The following is a 15,661-nucleotide window of genomic DNA, read 5'->3' on the forward strand; positions in this document are numbered from 1 at the left end:
CCCGTTAATGCGGGGTAAATCTCCATTCATATTATTTCGCAAAATTAGCGAATATACAATAGGTTGAACGTATGAATATGAATGTAGTTATTATAATGAAACTGCTTCGTTTAATCAATTTTTCTGTAACCTTTCAAAAATGTAAGGTTTTTGTCATTTGAATCGATGGCATATATTTCCGCGCTTTATTATGATAGCGATATAGTTATTGAAAGAGCGGAGGGGACAACATGAATATTAGAGAATTAGCGTTTCGTAATGTAACGCGAAATAGACGAACATATTCAGCTTATTTTTTGAGTAGTGCATTTGCAATTATGGCCTTTTTTGTTTACTCATTTTTTGCTTTTCATCCTGCATTAAGCGCAGGCCAATTAGGTCAATATGTGTTTGTAAGTATGTCTTTTGCACAAGTTATTATTTATCTTTTTACGTTTTTCTTTATTTTGTATTCAATGGGAATGTTTTTAAAAACAAGAAAGCGTGAATTGGGAATTTTAATGATGCTAGGTATGACGAAATTTCAATTAAAGCGTCTTATCTTTTTTGAAAATGTTATGATCGGTATCGCTGCAATTATTACAGGCATCATTTGCGGCATGCTGTTTTCGGGTATATTGATTTTGGTAGCGCCATTATTACTAAAGTTAGATTTATCTTTATCATACTATGTACCAACAACAGCAATCGGTGTAACAAGCATTATGTTTTTCATATTATTTATTATCATTTCATTCTTTAGTGCAGGGCTGATTCGTAAAAATCAGATTATGAAACTATTTAGAGGTGCAGTAAAAGCAAAGCCTGAACCAAAAGCTTCAATTATTTCTTCGTTCTTAGCTATAGTATTGCTTGGAGCGGGATATATAGGTGCTTTAATTTCGCATGGTGCCATGGTATTTATTATGTTGATTCCTGTAACGACAGTTGTCATTATTGGCACATACTTATTTTATAAGCAGCTCAGCGTATTTATTATTCGAGCATGTAAAAAGAGTAAACGATTGTATTGGACGAGAACGAATATTATTACTCTTTCAGATTTAGCGTACCGTATGAGAGATAACGCGCGGATGTTCTTTATTGTTACCATTATTTCAACTGTAGCATTTTCAGCTATTGGTACATTAGTCGGCTTTGCTTCCATGACAAAGGGAATCATGAATCAACCAATTGCATTTCATTATCACTCTAAACAAGGGGATGAAAATGAGCCACAGCACGTACGATTCATTGGACAAACATTGAAGAAACATAAGATATCTGCTGAAAAAATAGATATTGTATCAAAGAAAACTGAAAGTAAACCACTAAGAGATGCGACATTTGTAAGAGAATCTGATTATAAAAAGTATGCAAAGTTAACGGGGGAGCCAGTTGATTTATTAACTGAAAATGCAGTACTATTTCTATCGATAGAAATACCAGGTCCACCGAAAAAAGAAAGAACAACAATTGAATTACCGAATGATAACAAATCGTTGCAGGTAAAAAAAGTTAACACATCTTCTCTTGGTAAAGTACTTACTGGAAATATCTATGTAGTTTCAGAAGCTCAATATAATTTACTACAAGATGGATTCAAAGAAGTAAAAGATTACATGTATAAAACAAACGAAACAAAAAATGAAATTGAAGCTGGAAAAGAACTTACCCACCAGATAAAAGCTTATCAAGAATATTCAAGATTTAGTGCTGCAGAATATGATCAAAATCAGGCTTTACAATTTGCTGGACCTATCTTTTTTGTAGGATTCTTTATTGGTATTGTATTCTTTGTTTGTGCAGGTAGTTTTTTATACTTCCGCTTATTCTCTGACTTAGAAGAGGACTATCGTTTATTTGATTCCATTCGAAAAGTAGGTTTAACAAGTGGTGAGTTAGCAAAAGTAGTAACGATCCGATTAGGGCTATTATTCTTTGTTCCAATTGGTGTTGCGACATTACATGGTGCAGTTGCGTTAACAGCTTTAGGGCAAATGTTTGAGTATTCACTTGTAAAAGAAAATGCGATTGTATTAAGTATCTTTGTAGGGATTCAAATTGTGTATTTTATCCTGATACGATCACGTTATTTAAAGCAATTGAAAGAAAGATTACGAATGAGTTAACATATAGTAGTTCATAAAACTCCCCTAACACATGAGGTTAGGGGAGTTTTTATTATATAAATAAAAACTTGGATATTTTTAAGAGCTTACATGTAATGTTTTAATAATTGTATATACAAATATTAATTTGTAGTTTTTGTGAACAGTCTTGTTTTTCACATATATTTGTCCTACACTTTATTTGTTTGTAAGAAAGCAATATACATATAGTGTAAAGTTAATAATTAACTTTATTAAATATTAATAATGTGTAAGGAGGATTTGTATGTTGAAATGGTTACAGAGCACAACAGACTTTGCGAGTAGTAAAAAAGGTGCGAAAATCATTGTTGTATCTTGGATTATTATTATGCTTGTACTAACAGGAGTCTCCAAACCAGCAAAGAAATACGCAAATAATGTAAGTGGTGATGGCATTCCGAAAAGCGCAGCATCCTTGCAAGCTGAAAAACAAGTAGAAAAGTATTTTCCAAATGATGAAGGATTACCGGCTATTATTGTATTTGATCAAAAAGAGGAAATGAAGGAAGAAGAGTTACAACATATTCAAGAAATGACCAAGAGGCTAGAGGATAAGAAAATAAAGCATGTCGAGAAAATTGTACCAATTAGTGAAATGCCAGTTCAAATGTTAACAGGTTTTTTATCTAAAGATAAAACAAGTTTTATTTTACCTGTTACAATGACAAATAATCTAGAAGTAAAAGAGATTCACAATACTGTAAATCAAATAAAAAAAGAATTGAAACAGGAATTACCTTCTAGTATGGAGACGAAGGTAACGGGTCCAGCGGGGATTGCTGCGGATACGTTAGAAATTTTTAAAAATGCTGATGTAGTACTTCTATTATCAACAATTGGATTGATTTTTGTATTATTAATTATGATTTATCGTTCGCCACTATTAGCAGTTATTCCACTCATAGCGGCAATTATTGTGTACCAAGTAATCGACCGAACCCTTGGTTTATTTGGTAAATTTGGCCTCGAAATAAAATCACAATCCTTGTCGATTATGTCAATCTTATTATTCGCGGCGTTAACGGATTATGCTTTATTTATTTTTGCAAGGTACAAGGAAGAGTTGCAAAAGCGTGAAGATAAATATGAAAGTATGAAGCAAGCGATGAGAAGGGTAGGCGAACCGATTTTCTTTAGTGGGAGTACTGTGCTTGCTTCGATGTTAATGCTGTTTTTCGCAGTATATAATGGTTATCGAAACTTCGCCCCGCTATTTTCTATTGCGCTTGTTGTCATTATTCTAGGTGGAATTACATTACTACCTGCCCTCTTTACGCTGTTTGGTAGAAAAGCATTCTGGCCGTTTATTCCAAAAGTTGGGCAGCAAAAAGAAAAACACGTGATATGGAAAAAGGTGAGTCATGTCGTAGTAAGTAGACCATATATTATTGGAGGAGCGGTTGCTGTATTTCTAATTGTATGCTCAATGAATATTTTTCAAATTAAGTATTCATTCAATCTATTAAAGTCTTTCCCGGACAATTTAGAATCCAGACAAGGATATGAATTAATTGAAAAGAAATACTCTCCTGGTCAATTGGCACCAATTACAGTTGTAGTAAATAAAGAGGGAAAATTATCAAATGAAGAAATCGTACAGTTTGTAGAAAAGCTAGACAAACAAAATGGTGTAGAAGGGTTGAATCCTTCTATTGAAACGATTAAAAAGAACACAAGTCAATTATTGTCTGAGGATGGAAAAGCGGCAAAAGTACAATTAATTTTAAAAGATCAACCATACTCATTACAAGCAATGGACACGATTCAATCGCTTCAAAGTAAAGAAAGTGAATTTGTAAAGGATGGTCATGTTTATTTCGCAGGTGAAACAGCAAAGCAAGCGGATCTGTATGACATTAATAATCATGATACAACATTAATCGTTGTGATAATCTCTATCTTAATTTTTATTTTATTAGGTATTCAAACAAAATCACTCATTGCACCAATTTATATGATTGGAACGATATTGTTATCATATTGTGCGGCATTAGGGCTTAGTATGTTCTTATTCCAGCATTTGTTTGGATATACTGACATGAGTTATCGAATTCCGTTATATACGTTTGTGTTCCTTGTTGCACTTGGTGTTGATTACAATATTATGCTCGTTTCACGTATTAAGGAAGAAGCAGCACAGCATTCGTTACAAGCAGCAATTGAAAATGGGTTAACAGCGACAGGAGGCGTCATTTCTTCTGCTGGTATCATATTAGCGGCTACATTTGCTGTATTAACTACTCAGCCCTTATTAGAGCTGTTTATGTTTGGATTTGTAGTTGCACTAGGGGTTATTATCGATACATTCCTTGTGCGGACATTGCTTGTTCCAGCAATTATGCTTTTATTAAAGAAATGGAGTTTGTGGCCGCAAAAAATGAAGTAATATAGGATTTCAAAAACGTCTTTTTCGTCAGAATATCTGGTGGAAAAGATGTTTTTTTATATTGAGAAAAATATTGAAGCAGGAAAATGGAAGTGAGAAAACGAATGTTATTTATAAATGTAAGCGCATTCAATGGGAGGGTAATATATTTTTAGGAGGGGTTATGGTGAACAGTAGTACAGCGAATAAACAAAAAGGTATTCAATTAATTCCGTTTACGGTCGATAAAGTAATAGAGCAAGTGAACGAAATTCCACCAGGTGTACAACTGATTCATGCTCCTGGTGCTTGGGAAAAGAGTGCAAAAGGAAAAGACATTGTCGTTGCTGTTTTAGATACAGGTTGTGATATAAATCATGTTGATTTAAAAGATCGAATTATTGGCGGGAGAAATTTTACTGAAGATTATGAAGGGGACCCGAAAGTCTATCTTGATAATAATGGTCACGGTACGCATGTTGCAGGAACAATTGCAGCAGCAGAAAATGGGGTAGGGGTACTGGGCGTTGCTCCACTTGCTAAGTTATTAGTGTTAAAAGTATTATCAGGAGATGGTTCAGGAAGCTATCAACAAATTATTGAGGCTATTGATTATGCAGTGCGCTGGAGAGGGCCTAATCAAGAACGGGTACGAATCATTTCTATGTCACTCGGCGGGCCACAAGATGTTCCAGAGTTACATGAAGTCATTCAACATGCGGTGAAACAGGACGTACTCGTTGTATGTGCAGCAGGAAATAATGGAGATTGCAGTGATGAAACAGAGGAATTAGACTTTCCAGGTGCTTATTCAGAAGTAATTGAAGTAGGTGCTGTTAATTTAGAAAGGAAACTTGCTTGTTTTAGTAATTCAAATCAGGAAATTGATTTAGTCGCTCCAGGAGAAGAAATACTTTCTACTTATCCTGAAGGAAAGTATGCGGTATTAAGTGGGACGTCAATGGCAACGCCGCATATTGCGGGAGCATTAGCCCTTCTGATTAAACAATGTGAAAGAGAATATGGAAGAAAGTTATCAGAACCAGAAATCTATGCACAACTCATTAAACGTACTGTACCATTAGGATATGAGCGAACATCTGAAGGAAATGGTTTAATAGATTTATTAAAAGAATAATTGCTATTAAAAAACATCTCATATTTATATGAGATGTTTTTTAATACGGTTCCGTTGCTTGCAAGACAGCATCTAATAGTCCAGGAAATCGAGCATTTAAATCTTCCGTTCGAATCGAAATAAAACGCTGCGTTCCTTCTATACGTGTATACATTACACCTGATTCACGCAAAACTTTAAAATGATGGGATAAGGTTGATTTTGCCACAGGAATATTTAGTGCACCACATGATTGTTCATTTTGTTCCATTAGCATGTTTACAATTTGTAAACGAATTTGGTCGCTGAGGGCATATAAGACAGAAGAAAATTGAATTTCTTCTCGGTTTGGATGGTATAGTGTTCGCATAATGTCACCTACTTTTATAAGTTCTTTCAGTTGCACTATATCATATAGCATGATATATTTCTATTGTTCGAATATATTCGAACAATAGAAATATAGGGGGGATGAAAATGAATTATACGACGTTGCAAAAGGGAGAATTACAGATTTCTCAAATTGGTTTAGGAACAAATGCAGTAGGGGGTCACAACTTATATTCAAATGTGAATGAACAAGAAGGTATGAAAATGATTGAGGAAGCTATAAGGCAAGGAATTACATTTATAGATACAGCGGACGCATATGGGGGTGGAAGGTCTGAAGAATTAATAGGGGAGACAATTAAAGGAAAACGACAAGATGTTGTACTTGCTACAAAAGGAGGAATACAGCCTTTATTTAAGGGCTCTACTTGTATTAACAATGAACCAAATTATTTAAGAAGTGCAGTAGAAAATAGTTTGCGCAGACTTCAGACAGATTATATTGATTTATATTATTTACATTTTACCAATCCAGAAACTATGTACATAGATTCAATTGGGGAACTTGTTCGTTTAAAAGAAGAAGGAAAAATTCGTTCAATCGGAATATCAAATGTAAATCTAGCTCAGTTAAAAGAGGCAAATCAGTTTGGAGATATTGATGTACTGCAGTCTCCCTATAATATGTTAGATCGTACAGCAGAGAAGGAACTTTTACCATATTGCATAGAAGAAGGGATTTCATTTATTCCATATGGACCTCTTGCTTTTGGGATTTTAGGTGGTAAATATCCGGAAAATTTGAAATTAGATGAAAAAGATTGGCGCCACGATGTTTCATTATTTGAGGAACGTACATATAAGAAAAACTTTATGAAAGTTGAAAAATTAAAAGAGTTTGCTAGAGAAAAAGATACAACGTTATCTAATATAGCGTTAGCTTGGCTTCTAAATCAAAGGGGAATTGATACGGTGATTCCAGGTGGGAAACGTGCAGAGCAAGTAAGAGAAAATGTAAAGGTAGTAGATGTCTCGTTAAATGAGTGTGATTTGGAATATGTACAATCTATTCTAGAGGATTAATAAAGAGGGGGAAACGCTTCTTACCCCTTTCTTACCATTTAAGGAGATGGAAAAGATGAATAAAGTTATGATTTTATTTTTTATCATCATGTTTATGATTGGGACGGATACCTTTTTACTTTCACCACTTTTACCAACATTACAAACAGTGTACGAGGTTCCAACAGAAATTTCAGGATGGATGGTAAGTGCTTATGCATTAGGATATGCTATATTTGCACTAATTGCTGGACCTATTTCTGATGGATTAAATCGGAAAAGGGTAATGCTAGGGGGCATGAGTTTTTTTGCGATTAGTACGTTTTTATGTGGATTAGCACCGAGTTTTAGGTGGATGCTTACCTTTCGTTTTTGTGCAGGGGTAAGTGCTACATTTGTATCTCCACAAGTATGGGCATCTATTCCGCTTCTTGTGCAAAAAAATCAAATTGTGAAATCGATAGGGATTGCAACGGCAGGATTATCATTAGCGCAAGTGCTAGGCTTACCAATTGGAGCGTATTTAGCAAGAATACACTATACAACCCCTTTCTTTACAATTGGTATTTGTTCAGCAATACTTGTCATTTTTATTTATTTTGTATTGCTGGAAATACAGCCGCAGCAGATAGAGCAAAAGCATCAATCTATTGTAAGTCGTTATAAACAACTATTAGGAGATTCTAAAACCTCACTTACTTACTTTGCATATTTTCTTTTTCAAACTGGTAACTTTGCAGCATTTTCATTTTTGGGAGTATGGTTAACAACTCAATTTAAGTTACAAGAAAATGAAGTAGGAACAGCAATGCTTATACTTGGACTAGGAAATCTAACAGGAAATATTGTAGGACCTAGACTTGTAAAAAAATTAGGTTATATGTATGCATTTTATGGTGGTATTTTTGTCGTAGCTGGCCTATATGTTATTTTACCGTATTTGAAACATATTCTATTGGTTGAGTTATTTTTCTTTATTGTATTTTTTATTACAGGAATTCTATTTGTACTCATGATGAGTCGTTTGCAAAAGATGTCTAGCACAGCCAGGGGAACAGGAACAGCGTTAGCAAACTCTTCTATGTACATCGGACAAACAATTGGGGCGGCAATAGCGGGGGTGCTATTTGCAGCATTTGATAATTTTATTTTCATTGGTTTATTTACGGCTATCTTATATGTGGTTTCACTTCTAGTGTTCCGAAAAAGCGATCGATACATGAAGGAAGAAATAGGAGAAAAACAGAAGACCGCTTCTTTATAATCGATAATAATATTGTTATATAAACAAAATGACAAAAAGCACTGTTTTAGTGATGCGTCTAAAACAGTGCTTTTCGTTTGGATTGAACAGTTGCAGCATTTTCATCTTCGATTCCTGCTTCTTCAATAATTCGTTTTTGGGCTTTATCCAATAGGTGATTGACTGCCTCACCAAAATAGTTAGCTTCGCGCTTTGTGCGGGCTGCTCGTAAACATTTATAGTTTTCTATCAGTTCCTCTTTTTCAGAGTCTGTTAAGAAATCTTCTATTGTCTTTTTTGGCATACGAAACACCCTTTCTTCTGACAGACGACGCAATTCAGAAATATTTATTCCCCATTATAACAGTAATTTTTAAATGAAGTATAGATTAACGCCGTAATAATTTGTCAATTTCTTGAATTTTTTCATCGACTTTACTAATCTGTGTGTTTTTTGCCTGTTCACCGCCGAGGGCTTGATGAAGTAAGAATGTTTGCCCTGAAATGGCAGTGACAATGGACACTTTAATAATTTCTTTTATAGTAATCACATCAAATAAGACGAGTCCCAGAAGTGCAGCAAGACTACCAGTCAAAATATCAGTGAAAAACCCAAGATGAAAAAATGTTTTTAAACGGCGTGGAAGCAATAACTTGCCTTGGTTATTGATAAGATGGGAAACGAAACCAGTAATGCCACCAATGAGAACAGCAGTTAGCCATTGATACATCTCCATCAAATCCACTCCTTTTAGTGAATAAGATTCGTTTTTTACATCCGTATTCCTTTTTAAATTTTATATAAGTATATTGAGAAAATTTGGTTTGGCTACATGCTCGTTCACTTTTATTATAACAGAAAATTCTGGTATATTTCAGTCTATTATGTGACGTTCTTTTTCATTATCATAAAATCTAGAAAAGGAGGATGAAAAAATGAAAATAGATTACCGAATACGAAGTATAGAGAATTATACGCCAAATGTAGGACAACTTGTTAGCATGCAAGAGCGGTTACATTGTATGAAATAAAAGATTTAACAGTAGAAAATTTAGATTTTATCTTGGTCGATGGTGGGAATTCTATCGGCGCATTGCTAAAACATATTGCCGCAATAGAAAAAGTTCATCAGCTCATTTCTTTCCAGAACCGAGATTTTACAAAAGAGGAGTTGAAGGGATGGAATAACGCTCTTTTCTTAGGAGAAGTGGGAAGAAGAATTCGCGGGCATGAGGTGCAATACTACGTACAACTTTTTAATAAAGTTCGAGAAGAATCGCTGCGATATTTAAAAGAAAAAGATGATGCTTGGTTAATGTCAGAAGGTCGATGGGATAACGGGGGCATATATAATCAGTACTATTTGTGGTTCCATGTACTAGAAGATGAAATCAGCCATCGCGGACAAATAAGGACGATAAAAAAGTATATATCTGAAAATTTAGTTAAATAAAGTAGCTTTTCAAAATAATATTACATATAATGAGATTAACTAAACTAAGAACGGAGTGATGTATTATGGCGATGATTTATATGGATGTTAAAGTAAGTACAAAGGTGGATGGAAAGAGCGAGACTTTGTAAAGAATCGCGTCATCCTTCCACTGAGCTCAAAATAGGGAGGATATAGATTTGAATCAAAATTGTTTAGAAACATTCGGATGGGATTCTTTTTTTGAGGATCAATCTTTAGAAAAGTATGAAATAGGTCGAATTTTACTTGAACATAAGCACATGTACCGTATTATTTGTGATGATGGCGAATATATGGCAGAGTTATCTGGAAAGTTTCGTCATGAAGCATTAGATAAAGGTGATTATCCAGCAGTTGGTGATTGGGTGCATGTAAAGAAAATAAAAGAGGAAAGCAAGGCAATTATTCATAGTGTTTTTCAAAGAAAAAGTTCCTTTTCTAGGCAAGCAGCTGGCGAAAGAACGGTTGAGCAGATTGTGGCAGCAAATGTTGATTATCTATTTTTAGTAAATGCGCTTAATCATGATTTTAATGTAAGAAGAATTGAACGTTATTTATTATTAGCTTATGAAAGTGGATCAATGCCTGTTATTGTTTTGACGAAAAGTGACTTGTGTGAAGATGTGGAGCAAAAGATATTGGAAACAGAGGCAATAGCTATTGGTGTTCCAATCTTTGCAGTGGATAGTTTACAGCAAGCGGGAGTTGAGTCCTTACAACAATTTGTCACTTCTGGAAAAACGATTGCTCTTGTTGGTTCTTCAGGCGCCGGGAAATCTACTTTGCTAAATGCATTAATGGGAAGTGAAGTTGCAAAAACAGGTGGTATTCGCGAAGAGGATAGTAAAGGACGGCATACTACGACACATCGTGAGTTGTTTCAATTACCAAGTGGTGGTTTAGTAATTGATACGCCAGGAATGCGAGAACTTCAACTATGGGAGGGGAGCGAAGCGATTCATGCGACGTTTTCTGATATTGAAAAATTTGCAGAAGAGTGCCGTTTTCGTGATTGCCAGCATGAAAATGAGCCTGGGTGTGCAGTTCGCACCGCTATTGATGAGGGGATTTTAGAAGCAAACCGTTTGCAGAATTATAAAAAATTGCAAAAGGAAATTGCATACGCAATGAGAAAACAAGATCTAGCGCTTGCTCGTGCTGAGCGGGAGAAGTGGAAAAAAATAGCGAAGCAGAATCGGAGAAAGTAGAATAGAATGAGAAGCCAAAAGCTAATAGAATGCTTTTGGTTTTTTGTCATTTATTCTATAAAAATAGGCAATTATAGTCGAAAAATAAAGGAATTTGTTATAAGTATGTATAATTATTGAAAAGTAGACTATTTATAAAGGAGAAGAGTATGGGAGTGTATTGGGGAACGAAAAGATATTCTTGGCTTAGCTATGCCTCATTTTGGTTAAGTATTTCATTTTTTCTTATCTTTTTGATTGAGGTGTTTGTACTTAAAACACTTTTAAATAGTTCGAGTGGTGCAATGCAAATTATTAAATATTTTTATTTCATATTTGTACCATTAAATATCGTGATTAGTTTAAGACTATTGTTTAAAAAGAATGAAAAGAAAACATTACCAATTTTCAGCTTTATTGTATCGGTACTATTCGCCAGCTTGATAGTGGTATTAGCTTTAGTTGCTATAGGGAAAGTATTTTGATGAAAAAACAGGAATGATAAATGTCATTCCTGTTTTTTCATGATTTATATACAGTGAAACTTTAATCAGTGAGGTTTTTCTTCTCCCCACTAATTATCAGCCTTCCCCAATCGGGCTTTTACTGGCAGTTCATCCTCAACCTAATTTCTTAGCTTTCGCTGAATTTTGAGGTGGGAGTGTTACTGCCAGCAAATAGCGGGATAAAAGTAGTGGAGTATAATAGGCAGAAGAATATAGCAAGTCAATTGATGTATGGTACAATAAGCTTGATAGTTATAGAGAAAAAGGGTATATAAAATACTCATCGTTTTTTAGTAAGAGAGGGGTTATCTTATGCTATACGAGGATTTAATGTCATTATTTCAAGCTGCTCCAATGGAAGATGGAAAAAATGGCTGGAAATATGTAATCCAAGAAGAAGATGGTAAGTACTCAATTGTTAATAGTGTATCAACAGAACATATGAGTGTAGAATTGTTTTGTAATGAATATGATGAGTTGCGAATTACTTTATATAAAGAGGGTCAGCCGATTACAACTATACAACGAATAGTAATCTTAAAAACCGAGTTAGAAGAGGATGAGGAAGGTATTCAGTTTGTTTTAGAGCGTATGCCAAGCCGAATGATTCGGTTACAATTAAAGCCATTCCTCGCAGTAGAAATGGGTTTGTATTGGGAAGTATGTGAAGATTGTGAGTAAAAAAGCATCCGTACATAACGGATGCTTTTTTACTATGTTTTTTCAAGCTGTTTATATGCGATAATTGGAAGAAGAACGATGCTAACCCATCCGATTATTGGATACAAGATGTGAAGGAGTTCACTGTAACCAATATAGCTAAAACAATAACTAATTAGTAAAATAAAATAAATAATATTGTTGTTCTTCCAGCCAGTGATAGACTGCATTTGTTTTGTCATCCCAAATACATTTCCAACTAATGTTGTAAACACTTCCCCAAAAATAATCAGGACAAAGAAGAAATGGAAGGTAGCATTAAATTTTCTTACTACTTCAGCCATAGGAATATTATATTGATAAAATTGGTCAACAGATAAAATGGCTAAATGACTACATAATAGAATAAAGCATAGTCCAGCTCCTCCTAAAATTCCGCCCCATAGAATCGCTTTTCGATCTTTTACTTCACTTGCTAACGGTACTAAAACACTTTGGGCGAGAGAAAGATTTAAGGCGACATATGTAAGTGGACTTGTTATCCATTTCATGTTCCAACTTTCTGTAGGAACAGTGTTAAAGATAGGTGTTGTGCCATGAATAAAAGTTGTAATAGCAAGTCCGATAATGAAAATCATCATAATTGGTACTACAAGTGTATTCACCTCAAATACACCTTGTAATCCACGACTACCAATAATGATACATGCGATAACTGTAATGAAAATACCGAGCTGTCGTGGTAGCCGAAGTTGTTCTTCGAATACAGCACCAGCGCCTGATAGCATAACACTTGTCACACCAAAAAGTACGAGTAATAACAAAGTGTTTACCACATTTCCAAATACATCACCAAATAAATATCTGTTAAATTCCTGAGCGGAAAATGCACCGATTTGTGAAGAAAGCAACATCATTTTTGTTCCTAACCAAATGAAAAAAAATCCACTTACGCATATTCCAATTGTTCCGTATAATCCGTTAATCGTAAAAAACTCAACAATTTCTCGCCCAGTTGCAAATCCAGCTCCGACGACAGTCCCAATATAAGTAGCAGCAACTTTTTTAGCTACTTGCCATTGTTGATTATCCATGTAATCCCTCTTTCTACTATGATGAGCTTGACCTATTATTATGCATATGTGTGAGCTTGGGCAATTAGACATGTGAAGTGCAAGAAAGGGTACATGGATTTCTCAACATTTAGGAATGATTAAAGTTGTTAAAACTTTGTTACATATAAGCGGATGATTTGGACGAGTAGGGAATTTATGGTACAATAAGAATGTATTATTAAAAGAGAATAATTCTAAAAATAAAGAGGAGTGGATTGAATGAGTACGAAAACAAATGTTGTTGAAGTATTAAACAAGCAGGTAGCAAACTGGAATGTGTTATATGTAAAAATTCATAACTATCACTGGTATGTGACAGGCCCACACTTCTTTACATTACATGAAAAATTTGAAGAATTTTATAATGAAGCAGCAACATATATTGATGAATTAGCAGAACGTATTTTAGCGTTAGAAGGAAAACCACTAGCAACAATGAAAGAGTATTTAGAAACATCTACTGTACATGAAGGAACAAGTAAAGAATCAGCTGAAGAAATGGTGAAAACATTAGTAAATGATTTCTCAGCAATCATTCAAGAATTAAAAGAAGGTATGGAAGTAGCGGATGAGGCTAAAGATGAAACATCAGCAGATATGCTATTAGCTATTCATACAACATTAGAACAACATGTTTGGATGTTGAGTGCCTTCTTAAAATAAGACAAAAAAACCTATTGAAAATTCTTTCAATAGGTTTTTTTATGATTTTTCAGCTTTCTTTCTATGGTATAATATAGTAAAAAGGAGGCGATGCAATGTTTCGCTTTTTCAAAAGTGGAAAAGAGGAGAGGTCAATTACGAAAGACGAATTAGAGCAAGCAATGGCTAAATTTCTGGAAACAAATGCAAATATTGTTTATACAGTATTAGTCAATGAAGATTATACAGTGAATTATGACTTGTTAAAACCGTATTTACCAGCATTTCCTACAAATACGTTCATTATAACGAAGGAAACGCTCGAGGTATTTGAACATACAGAAGAAAATCTAAAACTCGTAAAAGAGATTGATCTTGTGCAAAAAGCAGTAGACCAATATGTTACAGAAAAAGAAATGTTTCCTATTGTAGAAGATGATGAGGATCGTCTTATATGTGGAATGAAACTAGCGCCGTATTTAGATCGTATATTAAAGCGAAAATTATATATTTCAGAGAAGCATTATTTAGTTTCAAGTCAGCCAGATAAAAGTAAAAAAAATATTGTTTAACATGAAAACAACAATTATATATTGTTGTTTTTTTGTTGAAAAGAAATGTGAAAGTATAGTATAGTTCGATTTATAGATTGACTTTTCTGTTAATTCTGTATTTAATTGTATGTAAGAGATAGAAAGGAGTGATGTATTATGAAAAATTGTAAGTCAGTTAGCAAACGTCATCCTAAGAGTAGGGGGAGTTACTGTTAATCTGATATTCAAAAATTGACAGTATGTATTTACCGGAACCTTAGGATGACTGAAACCGTGTTAGAGAAGTATATATTCCTAAAAAGGTTACGGGAGGTAAGTGTGGATGAGTAAGATTACTTATATTGGTTTGTTAAATGAGACATTAGAATGTTATGCAAAGGATGGTAGTTTAGAAGCATACCATTATATTACCAAAAATGCTGATAAGATAACTGGTAATAAAGCTCAAATATATAATTTTAAATATGCATTAGCAAGCGCATCTGGGCTTGAGAAAGAAGCCTTACATATAATGAAAGAAGCGATTGTAGAAAATGAGTTTTGGTATGGGTATGAGTATTTAATTACAGATGCCGATTTGAACCCCCTTCATAGATATGAAGAATTTCATCAGGTGATTCAGTTATGTAAAGAAAGAGAAGAAGTAGCAAAGAAATCTGAACAATTTGATTTGAAAGTTATACAAGGAAATAGCGGTATTCATAACAATCTACTTATTGCATTGCATGGTGATCAAGAAAATATAAAGATAGCAGAACCATATTGGCAATCCGTTGTGTCTCAAGGGTATTTATTAGCATTACCGCAGTCTTCTCAAATTCAATTTTCAGAAGGATACGTATGGAATGATATAGAAAAGGGCTCTCGTGAGTTAAAGGAACACTATGAAAGTATTGTAGCTAGTAATCATGGTGAGGTAGAGCATGTAATTATTGGAGGATTTTCCGCTGGAGCAAGAGTTGCGTTACATGCAATCTTAAACGAACATATTATTGTAAAAGGCTTTGTTTTTGTAGCGCCATGGATTCCTGAAATTGAAGAGTGGGAAGACTTGCTGGATAAATTGAAAGAAAAAGGTATTAAGGGATATATTATTTGTGGAGATCAGGATGAAGATTGCTTTGAATGTACACAGAAGTTTGTGAAACGATTGGAAACGAAAAATATAAATCATGAGTATAAGGTTATTTCTAACTTAAATCACGATTACCCTGAGAATTTTGAAGAAATCTTACAAGAAGCAGTTAAATATATTGAGGGTACAGATTTATAA

15 protein-coding genes and 1 pseudogene are annotated in these 15,661 nt (G+C 34.2%); 12 read left to right on the forward strand and 4 right to left on the reverse strand.

Going from position 1 to position 15,661, the window contains the following annotated elements; genetic code table 11:
• Positions 1 to 230: 230 nt before the first annotated feature.
• The 3 genes from JDS96_RS04105 (at position 231) to JDS96_RS04115 (ending at position 5,635) form a co-directional block, all read left to right on the forward strand.
• Entirely contained in the window at positions 231 to 2,111 is a 1,881-nt protein-coding gene (locus tag JDS96_RS04105; protein WP_199666151.1) for an FtsX-like permease family protein, read from the forward strand.
• A gap of 265 nt (positions 2,112 to 2,376) precedes the next feature.
• Positions 2,377 to 4,518: an MMPL family transporter gene (locus JDS96_RS04110; RefSeq protein ID WP_199666153.1), complete on the forward strand. Its 2,142-nt coding sequence runs from the start codon at positions 2,377 to 2,379 to the stop codon at positions 4,516 to 4,518.
• A gap of 166 nt (positions 4,519 to 4,684) precedes the next feature.
• Entirely contained in the window at positions 4,685 to 5,635 is a 951-nt protein-coding gene (locus tag JDS96_RS04115) for a S8 family peptidase (RefSeq protein WP_018765452.1), read from the forward strand.
• 40 nt (positions 5,636 to 5,675) lie between these two features.
• On the opposite strand, the gene JDS96_RS04120 is transcribed toward JDS96_RS04115, so the two are convergent.
• Complete coding sequence (locus tag JDS96_RS04120) at positions 5,676 to 5,984, reverse strand: ArsR/SmtB family transcription factor (RefSeq protein ID WP_018781338.1); 309 nt, start codon at positions 5,982 to 5,984, stop codon at positions 5,676 to 5,678.
• Positions 5,985 to 6,091: 107 nt separating this feature from the next.
• Here JDS96_RS04120 and JDS96_RS04125 point away from each other — a divergent pair, with 107 nt between their 5' ends.
• Positions 6,092 to 7,027, forward strand: a complete 936-nt coding sequence (locus JDS96_RS04125; RefSeq protein WP_199666155.1) for an aldo/keto reductase — start codon at positions 6,092 to 6,094, stop codon at positions 7,025 to 7,027.
• 55 nt (positions 7,028 to 7,082) lie between these two features.
• Positions 7,083 to 8,270 (forward strand): MFS transporter, encoded by a 1,188-nt coding sequence (locus JDS96_RS04130; RefSeq protein WP_199666157.1) that lies wholly within the window; start codon positions 7,083 to 7,085, stop codon positions 8,268 to 8,270.
• Between the two features lie 58 nt (positions 8,271 to 8,328).
• On the opposite strand, the gene JDS96_RS04135 is transcribed toward JDS96_RS04130, so the two are convergent.
• Both JDS96_RS04135 and JDS96_RS04140 read right to left on the reverse strand, forming a co-directional pair.
• Complete coding sequence (locus JDS96_RS04135; protein ID WP_006094581.1) at positions 8,329 to 8,553, reverse strand: hypothetical protein; 225 nt, start codon at positions 8,551 to 8,553, stop codon at positions 8,329 to 8,331.
• An 85-nt stretch (positions 8,554 to 8,638) separates the two neighbouring features.
• A complete protein-coding gene (locus JDS96_RS04140) occupies positions 8,639 to 8,986 on the reverse strand; it encodes a DUF4257 domain-containing protein (RefSeq protein WP_018765455.1) in 348 nt (115 codons plus the stop codon).
• 199 nt (positions 8,987 to 9,185) lie between these two features.
• On the opposite strand from JDS96_RS04140, the pseudogene JDS96_RS04145 reads away from it, so the two are divergent.
• The 4 genes and pseudogenes from JDS96_RS04145 to JDS96_RS04160 all read left to right on the forward strand — a co-directional run bounded on the left by JDS96_RS04145 (position 9,186) and on the right by JDS96_RS04160 (position 12,098).
• Positions 9,186 to 9,703: pseudogene (locus JDS96_RS04145) on the forward strand (DinB family protein).
• A gap of 179 nt (positions 9,704 to 9,882) precedes the next feature.
• Positions 9,883 to 10,932, forward strand: a complete 1,050-nt coding sequence (gene rsgA / locus JDS96_RS04150; RefSeq protein ID WP_003197062.1) for a ribosome small subunit-dependent GTPase A — start codon at positions 9,883 to 9,885, stop codon at positions 10,930 to 10,932.
• A gap of 149 nt (positions 10,933 to 11,081) precedes the next feature.
• Positions 11,082 to 11,396 (forward strand): hypothetical protein, encoded by a 315-nt coding sequence (locus JDS96_RS04155; RefSeq protein ID WP_006094578.1) that lies wholly within the window; start codon positions 11,082 to 11,084, stop codon positions 11,394 to 11,396.
• A gap of 333 nt (positions 11,397 to 11,729) precedes the next feature.
• Complete coding sequence (locus JDS96_RS04160) at positions 11,730 to 12,098, forward strand: DUF3979 family protein (protein WP_199666159.1); 369 nt, start codon at positions 11,730 to 11,732, stop codon at positions 12,096 to 12,098.
• A gap of 32 nt (positions 12,099 to 12,130) precedes the next feature.
• Here the strand turns inward: JDS96_RS04160 and JDS96_RS04165 are convergent, their stop codons facing one another.
• Positions 12,131 to 13,171, reverse strand: a complete 1,041-nt coding sequence (locus tag JDS96_RS04165; protein WP_199666161.1) for a YkvI family membrane protein — start codon at positions 13,169 to 13,171, stop codon at positions 12,131 to 12,133.
• Between the two features lie 240 nt (positions 13,172 to 13,411).
• On the opposite strand from JDS96_RS04165, the gene JDS96_RS04170 reads away from it, so the two are divergent.
• From JDS96_RS04170 to JDS96_RS04180, 3 genes are all read left to right on the forward strand, one after another.
• Positions 13,412 to 13,855 (forward strand): Dps family protein, encoded by a 444-nt coding sequence (locus JDS96_RS04170; RefSeq protein ID WP_003197069.1) that lies wholly within the window; start codon positions 13,412 to 13,414, stop codon positions 13,853 to 13,855.
• A 95-nt stretch (positions 13,856 to 13,950) separates the two neighbouring features.
• Positions 13,951 to 14,406, forward strand: coding sequence for a DUF3939 domain-containing protein (locus tag JDS96_RS04175; RefSeq protein WP_003197072.1), 456 nt, complete (start codon positions 13,951 to 13,953; stop codon positions 14,404 to 14,406).
• Between the two features lie 304 nt (positions 14,407 to 14,710).
• Entirely contained in the window at positions 14,711 to 15,661 is a 951-nt protein-coding gene (locus JDS96_RS04180) for an alpha/beta hydrolase (protein WP_199666163.1), read from the forward strand.

The sequence above is a fragment of the Bacillus cereus group sp. N21 genome, assembly GCF_016483395.1.
GTDB lineage: Bacteria > Bacillota > Bacilli > Bacillales > Bacillaceae_G > Bacillus_A > Bacillus_A pseudomycoides.